The sequence below is a fragment of the Streptomyces misionensis genome (assembly GCF_007896895.1).
Lineage (GTDB): Bacteria > Actinomycetota > Actinomycetes > Streptomycetales > Streptomycetaceae > Streptomyces > Streptomyces misionensis_A.
The window spans coordinates 43,173-49,594 of record NZ_VOGW01000204.1 but is presented as its reverse complement, the minus strand read 5'-3'; the positions used below and the strand labels follow the sequence as shown (position 1 = coordinate 49,594).

Below are 6,422 nucleotides of genomic sequence, written 5' to 3'. Positions count from 1 at the left end.
GGGTGCGGGGCGGGTCCGCCGGGACCGGGCGCCGGACTCAGCGCCGTACCGTCCTGCGCAGGCTGCGCGCCTTCTTCGCCACCCGGCGCACGGTCACGTTGCGCGGGATGAACGCCAGCTGGGCGGGGATGCCGCCGGGCAGGGCGAGCGAGGTGAGGCGACGGCGCTTGAAGTAACGGGACGTCGCGGGCCCGAAGTTGGCCGCGAGCCAGCTCTCCGTCTCCGGGCGCAGCCCCGGCAGGATCTTCGACTGCATCGCGAAGCCCACCGCGCGCACCAGCGCGCCCAGCCGCTCCACGTCCATACCCTGGCGCCGCTCGGTGACCGCGGCCGAGTCGGCCAGATCGGGCAGCAGCGCGTCCACGATGGTGACCGGGATCCGGTTGCTGTTCTCGTACGGCGTCAGCCGCTCCAGCAGCAGCTCGGTGCCCACCCGGGCGACCGGCAGGCCGTAGAGCGCGGAGGCGGTGAGCAGGGCCGTGGAGAAGCAGCCGACGACCAGCGCGGGACGCATCCGCTGGTACAGCACCTCGGCGAGGACCGGCGTGTCCACGACGGTCAGCTCGACGCCGAGCCGCTCCGCCTCCTGCTCCAGCGAGCGGGTGTAGCGCGCCGGGGCGGTGGGGTGCGGCTTGAACACGATCGTGGTGTGGCCCAGGGCGGCCGCGCCCTTCAGCATCCGCACATGCAGGTTCTCCTCCTGCTCGGCGGTGAGGATGTCCAGCGCCGACAGGTACTGCCCGAGCAGCAGCGCGGGCTCCTCGGCGTCCGGCGACTCCTCCGCGCTCTGGGCGAGTTCCGCGAGCACCTTGGTGAAGGCGGGGGTCGGGACCAGCTCCGCGGGCACCCCGAACTCGGTCAGCAGCAGCGGCGCGAGGCCGGGCACCAGGTCCAGGTGGAGCACCCGGTCGATGCGCGTGCCGACCAGCGGGTCGATCTTGTTGCGCGTCGGGCCGTAGGACATCAGGCCGTCCGCGTAGACCGTGACCGGGGCGCCGTTGAAGATCTGGCCGAGCGCGAGCGCCGGATTGACCTGGATCGACTCGACGACCAACTCGACGTCCTCATCGCCCAGTTGCCATTCATGCCGCAGGAACCGTTCCCACAGCGGCATGTCGTCCACGCGGGGGGCCCAGCCGCCCGGGTGGAACGGGAAGATCGTCGCGTTGTAGGAGATCACGTCGTCGAACCGGTCGCGCAGCCGCTCGAACCCCGGCATCTCGTCGGGACCCGGCGTCGTCTCGGGCGTCGCCGCGTTGTTGCAGACCAGCAGGATCCGCCGGTCGGCGGAGTCGAAGCAGCCGGAGTCCAGGGCGGCGGCGAGGGTGGCGATGCCGTACAGCGTCGACGCCTGGAAGATCTGGGTGGTCACGCGGCGGCCCCCGCGGCGACGGGACGGCGGCGCAGCCGGCGCAGCTTGGTGGCACGCTGCACGTCCATGGAGTCCAGGGCCTCGTCCAGCACGTCCTGCGGCATGCGGCGCAGCGCGGCGGCACTCAGGGATTTCAGTTTCTTCGCCACCGCGGGCTCGAACCTTTCGATGGATCCCAGATGATGGGAAATGATGGCGCAATACGTACGGACTGCCTTCGGCAGCAGCGCGTCGGCATCCCGGTCCGCGGCGGTTTCCGCTATCACCTGATCGAATGCCCGAATGAAATCGAGCTGGCGCACATCGCCGATCTGGGTGAGCGAGGAGGCGACCCCGCGCCGGTAGAACACGCCGAGCAGGCTCACCGCGGCGAATGACTCGGCCTCCCGGTGCAGCTTCCAGATCCACGGCCGGTCCTCGGCCGTGCGCAGCCCGTCGGTGAAGTGCAGCAGGCCCTTGTCCACCAGCCGGCGGTGGTAGACGCCCGCCCAGGCGAACGCGTAGTCCACCGAGGTGGACCGGTCCGCGGGCAGGATCGCCTCCCGCGGGTTCAGCACCTGGTTCCGCCGCCCGACCGGCACCCGGTGCACCTGGCGGGCCCGCGCGGTGCACTGCACATGGTCGGTGCGCAGGAAGTCGACGCCCAACTCCTCGATCGCCCCGACCAACTGGCGGAAGTAGCCCGGGGCGAGCCAGTCGTCGCCGTCCAGGAACGTCAGGTACTCGCCGCGCGCCCGGTCGATCCCGGTGTTGCGCGCGGTCGCCAGACCCCCGTTCTGTTCGTGCCGGACGAGGACCGCCCCGGGCAGCTCGCGCTCCGCGCGCGCGAGAATCCCGGGCGTCCCGTCGCGGGAACAGTCGTCGACGAGAATGAATTCGAAGTCCTCACGCGCGTTCGCCTTCAGGCTCCTGAGCGTGTCGGGCGCGTATTGCTGCACGTTGTAGAACGGCACGATGACGGAGAGCTTGACCACGTCAGGGACGTTAGGCGGATGCCCGTCATTCGTCTTGACGCCTTGCTTGATACTGGGTGAATGGCATGTGGCGAAGCCGTGAACCGGGCTTTATTGCGGGACCCCCGCGAGCCGATTCGCCGTTCGGCGGTGTGCTGTTAACCGTTTGTTGCATTCGGGTTGGGCGGAACGGCGGAATGCCTTCCTAGCGTCTTCGGCGTGCCAGCAAGTGCAACGAAGTCCCTGCGGGTCGCCGTCCTCGCGGACTCCGACACCCGCTGGAAGTGGGGCGCGCTCACCGCGCGGCGGCTCACTCCGGCGGATGCCGAGGTCCGGCTCGACGGCTACCTCCTGCGCGGCCGCGCCACCCCGACCGCCCGCCAGCTGAGCCGGGCGGGGCTGCGCCCCCACCCCCGCTCCCGCCCCCGAAGGCCGCCGGAGCCGGCTGCTCGCACTGGACGGGCTGCGGCTCGTGGCCGCGCTGATGGTCTGCCTCTACCACTACACCGGACGCGGCGGCACGGTCTCCGAGTCCTGGCACCAGAGCCCGTCCGCGCTCTTCCCGGCCCTGTCCCGGGCGTCCGTCTACGGCTGCCTGGGCGTCCAGTTCTTCTTCGTCATCAGCGGCTTCGTGATCTGCATGAGCAGTTGGGGCCGCACCCTCGGCGACTTCTTCCGCTCCCGGGTCTCCCGCCTCTACCCCGCCTACTGGGTCGCGCTGGCGCTGGTCACCGCGGCGTCCCTGGTCCTCCCGGTCGTCGTCCCGCCGGTCCGCCTGGACGAGTTCCTGGTCAACCTGACGATGCTGCAACAGCCGATGGGCGCGACCCGCGTGCTCGGCGTGTGCTGGACGCTGTGGGCCGAGGTCCGCTTCTACGCGCTGTTCGCCCTGCTCGTCGTCGTGCGGGGCGTCACCTACCGCCGGGTGGTGCTGTTCTGCGCCGGGTGGACGCTGGCGGTGGCGGTCTGCCGTACGACCGGCAACGCGCTGACCGACCAGGTCCTCATGCCCGAGTACGCGCCCTTCTTCGTCGGCGGTCTCGCCCTCTACCTGGTGCACCGCTTCGGCGGGAACCCGCTGCTGTGGGGCATCGTCGCGGTGTCCCTGCTGCTCGGCCAGAGCGAGGCCACCCGCGGCCTGTGGCACCCCGCCGGCCACTCCGGCCTCCACCGCGACCCCTACGTGGTCGTCCTGATCGTCGCCCTCGCCTTCGGCGCCGTCGCCGCCGTCGCCGTCGGCTGGACCCGCTGGGCGTCCTGGCCCTGGCTGACCACGGCCGGCGCGCTGACGTACCCCTTCTACCTGGTCCACGAACACCTGGGCTGGTTCGTCATCCGCGTCCTGCACCGAGCCCTCGGCCTGCCACCGGGGGCGACCCTCGGGGCGACGGTCCTGGCCATGCTGGTGCTGGCGTGGCTCATCCACCGCTTCGTGGAGAAACCGCTCGGCAGGCGGCTCAAGAACGCGCTGCGGAGAACCACCGTCCCGAGGACCCCGGAACCGGCGGCCTAGGGGCCGCCCCCGCGGCGCTACGACGCCAGCGACAGCTTCACCGCGAAGCCGAGGAAGAGGACGCCGGCCGCCGACGTCGCCGTCGCCGACAGCCGCTTGCGGCGGCGGAAGGCGGCGGCGAGCCGGGTGCCGCCGAATATGAGGGCGCTGAGGTACAGCACGCTGGCCACCTGGGCGAAGGCGCCCAGCACGACGAAGGAGAGGGCCGGGTAGGCGTAGCCCGGGTCGACAAACTGGACGAAGAAAGCCACGAAGAACAAAATCGCCTTCGGGTTGAAGAGGCTCACCACGAGGGCGCGCCGGTAGGGGCGTTCCTCGCCGGCGGCGGCCGTCTCGGCCGGCGTCTCCTCCATCCGCCGCTCCCGCCGGGTGCGCCACATCTGCCGGGCGGCCCGCATCATGCCGATCGCCAGCCAGGTCAGATATCCGGCGCCCGCGTACTTCACGATCCCGAACAGCAGGGGGTTGGCCTGGAGCAGCGAGGCGACCCCGGCGGCGGACAGGGTCATGAGCACCGTGTCCCCGCAGAACACCCCGGCGGCCGCGGTGTACCCGGCGCGCACCCCGCGGCGGGCGGCGACGGACAGCACATAGAGGGAGTTGGGCCCGGGCAGCAGCACGATCAGGGCCACGCCCGCGAGATACGTGGGGAGATGGACGACACCGAACATGGCAAGGAGTGTCGCACGGGGGTACGACAACGGGACCCGGGCGGGCGGCACCTCACCGGCCGCCGCTCAGAACACGTCGCTCGGCTCGTAGCTCCCCCACACCTCGCGCAGCGCCCCGCACACCTCGCCGAGCGTGGCCCGCGCCCGCAGCGCCTCCTTCATCGGGTACAGGACGTTGTCCTCGCCCTCGGCCGCCTTCGCGAGCCGGGTCAGGGCCGAGTCGACCGCGGCCCGGTCGCGTCCGGCACGCAGCCGGGCGAGGCGCTCGCACTGGCGGGCCTCGATGGCGGGGTCCACGCGCAGCGGCTCGTAGGGCTCCTCCTCGTCCAGCCGGAAGCGGTTGACGCCGACCACCACCCGCTCGCCGGATTCCGTCTCCTGCGCGATGCGGTAGGCGTTCCGCTCGATCTCGGCCTTCTGGAACCCTCGTTCGATCGCGGCCCGAGCGCCGCCCAGCTCCTCGACCTTGCGCATCAGCTCGACGGCCACCTCCTCCACGTCGTCGGTCATCCGCTCCACCGCGTAGGACCCGGCGAACGGGTCGACCGTCGCCGTCACGTCCGTCTCGTGCGCCAGCACCTGCTGCGTGCGCAGGGCGAGCCGCGCGGAGGTGGCGGTGGGCAGCGCGATCGCCTCGTCGAAGGAGTTGGTGTGCAGGGACTGGGTGCCGCCGAGGACCGCGCCGAGGGCCTGGACCGCGACCCGCACCAGGTTCACCTCCGGCTGCTGCGCGGTCAGCTGCACCCCGGCGGTCTGGGTGTGGAACCGCAGCATCAGCGACTTGGGGTCGCGCGCCCCGAACTCCTCCCGCATCACCCGCGCCCAGATCCGGCGCGCGGCACGGAACTTGGCGACCTCCTCCAGGAACGTCGTACGGGCCACGAAGAAGAACGACAGGCGTGGGGCGAAGTCGTCCACGTCCATCCCGGCGGCGACCGCCGTGCGCACGTACTCGATGCCGTCGGCCAGGGTGAAGGCGATCTCCTGCACGGGGGAGGCGCCCGCCTCGGCCATGTGGTAGCCGGAGATGGAGATGGTGTTCCACCTCGGGATCTCCGCGGTGCAGTACCGGAAGATGTCCGCCGTCAGCCGCAGGGAGGGCCCGGGCGGGAAGATGTAGGTGCCGCGGGCGATGTACTCCTTGAGCACGTCGTTCTGGACCGTGCCGGTCAGCCGGTCCGCCGGGACCCCCTGCTCCTCCGCCACCAGCTGGTACAGCAGGAGCAGCAGCGCGGCCGGGGCGTTGATCGTCATCGACGTGGACACCCGGTCCAGCGGGATGCCGTCGAACAGCACCCGCATGTCCTCGATCGAGTCGACGGCCACGCCGACCCTGCCGACCTCGCCGTGCGCGAGGGGCGCGTCGGAGTCGTGGCCCATCTGGGTGGGCAGGTCGAAGGCGACGGACAGCCCGGTGGTGCCGTGGGCGATCAGCTCCCGGTAGCGGGCGTTGGACTCCGCGGCCGTGCCGAAACCGGCGTACTGGCGCATCGTCCAGGGGCGGCCGGTGTACATGCTCGGGTAGACCCCGCGGGTGAAGGGGTACGACCCCGGTTCCCCGAGCTTTGCGGCGGGGTCCCAGCCGGCAAGGGCGTCCGGCCCGTACACCGGCTCGATCGGCAGGCCCGACTCCGACTCACGCGCCATGACGGCCTCCGCAGGACGTTCCGTACCTCCCCACCATGCCGCGTACGACGACGGCGGTCACGGCGGGGAAGGCATCCGGGTGCGCGGGTCCCGGACCGTCCTGGCGCCGGCCCACGTGCGCCCGCCCGGCGCCAGGACGGGCCGGTGCCCGCCCCCCCGGCAGCCTTCCCCGCCGAGACCGCCCTCGCCGTCCGCGGCCTTGTGGGGAGGGGCCGAACGCCCTGCGGAGGCCGTCACGGCGCGTGGGTCTGAGTCGGGCCCGCCGG

Annotated in this window: 5 protein-coding genes and 1 pseudogene; 2 read left to right on the top strand and 4 right to left on the bottom strand. The window is 71.8% G+C overall.

Annotated elements, in window-relative coordinates:
• Positions 1–37: 37 nt before the first annotated feature.
• Both FRZ03_RS38135 and FRZ03_RS38130 read right to left on the bottom strand, forming a co-directional pair.
• Positions 38–1,372 carry a polysialyltransferase family glycosyltransferase gene (locus FRZ03_RS38135; RefSeq protein WP_146469734.1) on the bottom strand — a complete coding sequence of 445 codons (1,335 nt, stop codon included), beginning with the start codon at positions 1,370–1,372 and terminating at the stop codon, positions 38–40.
• Positions 1,369–2,346 carry a glycosyltransferase family 2 protein gene (locus FRZ03_RS38130; RefSeq protein WP_146469733.1) on the bottom strand — a complete coding sequence of 326 codons (978 nt, stop codon included), beginning with the start codon at positions 2,344–2,346 and terminating at the stop codon, positions 1,369–1,371. Before FRZ03_RS38130 ends, FRZ03_RS38135 begins: the two co-directional genes overlap by 4 nt.
• Positions 2,347–2,544: 198 nt before the next feature.
• Between FRZ03_RS38130 and FRZ03_RS41090 the strand changes: the two are divergent.
• Together FRZ03_RS41090 and FRZ03_RS38125 are read left to right on the top strand one after the other, a co-directional pair.
• Positions 2,545–2,727, top strand: a pseudogene (locus FRZ03_RS41090) (DUF6716 putative glycosyltransferase); the annotation flags it as partial.
• Between the two features lie 43 nt (positions 2,728–2,770).
• Positions 2,771–3,838: an acyltransferase family protein gene (locus FRZ03_RS38125; RefSeq protein WP_315902692.1), complete on the top strand. Its 1,068-nt coding sequence runs from the start codon at positions 2,771–2,773 to the stop codon at positions 3,836–3,838.
• Positions 3,839–3,855: 17 nt separating this feature from the next.
• On the opposite strand, the gene leuE is transcribed toward FRZ03_RS38125, so the two are convergent.
• Both leuE and FRZ03_RS38115 read right to left on the bottom strand, forming a co-directional pair.
• On the bottom strand, positions 3,856–4,509 hold the full coding sequence (leuE, locus tag FRZ03_RS38120) for a leucine efflux protein LeuE (protein WP_146469731.1): 654 nt from the start codon (positions 4,507–4,509) through the stop codon (positions 3,856–3,858).
• 66 nt (positions 4,510–4,575) lie between these two features.
• Positions 4,576–6,156, bottom strand: a complete 1,581-nt coding sequence (locus tag FRZ03_RS38115) for an acyl-CoA mutase large subunit family protein (RefSeq protein WP_146469730.1) — start codon at positions 6,154–6,156, stop codon at positions 4,576–4,578.
• Positions 6,157–6,422 lie beyond the last annotated feature (266 nt).